The sequence below is a fragment of the Salinimicrobium oceani genome (assembly GCF_012037645.1).
The window spans coordinates 1-523 of the sequence record NZ_JAAVJR010000378.1 but is presented as its reverse complement, the minus strand read 5'-3'; the positions used below and the strand labels follow the sequence as shown (position 1 = coordinate 523).

At 31.4% G+C, this 523-nt stretch carries 1 pseudogene; it reads right to left on the bottom strand.

The features are described 5' to 3' along the window. Positions 1–523, bottom strand: a pseudogene (locus HC175_RS17265) (hypothetical protein); the annotation flags it as partial.

Below are 523 nucleotides of genomic sequence, written 5' to 3'. Positions count from 1 at the left end.
AGTTTCCAATAGTATGTTTTAACACCATCTCCTCTTATAATCATTTTTCTCAACTTACCCTTTTCCTTTAAAAGACGAATAACTTCTATAGCATGTTCGAGCTGTTTCTCTTCTGAAAAACGGGCGAGAATCCCAAAATCATAATTAAAATGATTAGAAATCTTCCTTTTGAAAGCTTCTTCCTCATTGTTTATTATTACTTCTTGAACTACCGTATGTGGTATATCTAGTGTGTTCTGAAAAAAAAATTTTTGTTTTTCAGATGTCACAATGTTGTATTTTATAGAATTTAAAAGTTTCTTTTTCTGTGGATGAAATTCTGCATAAAAGATAGTCGTATATTTTACACATATCTTCTCTCTATTTTTGAAAGAATCAACAATAGGAAAATAGTAATCTGTACTACTTTTCGTCAGCACATAGACATGACTGATGCCTTTTTTAAAAAGGAAATGCCAAAACCAGCGCTCTAAAATAAGGCCTTTGTATTTCCACCGAGGCGCAATTTTTTTTTGGAGATTCC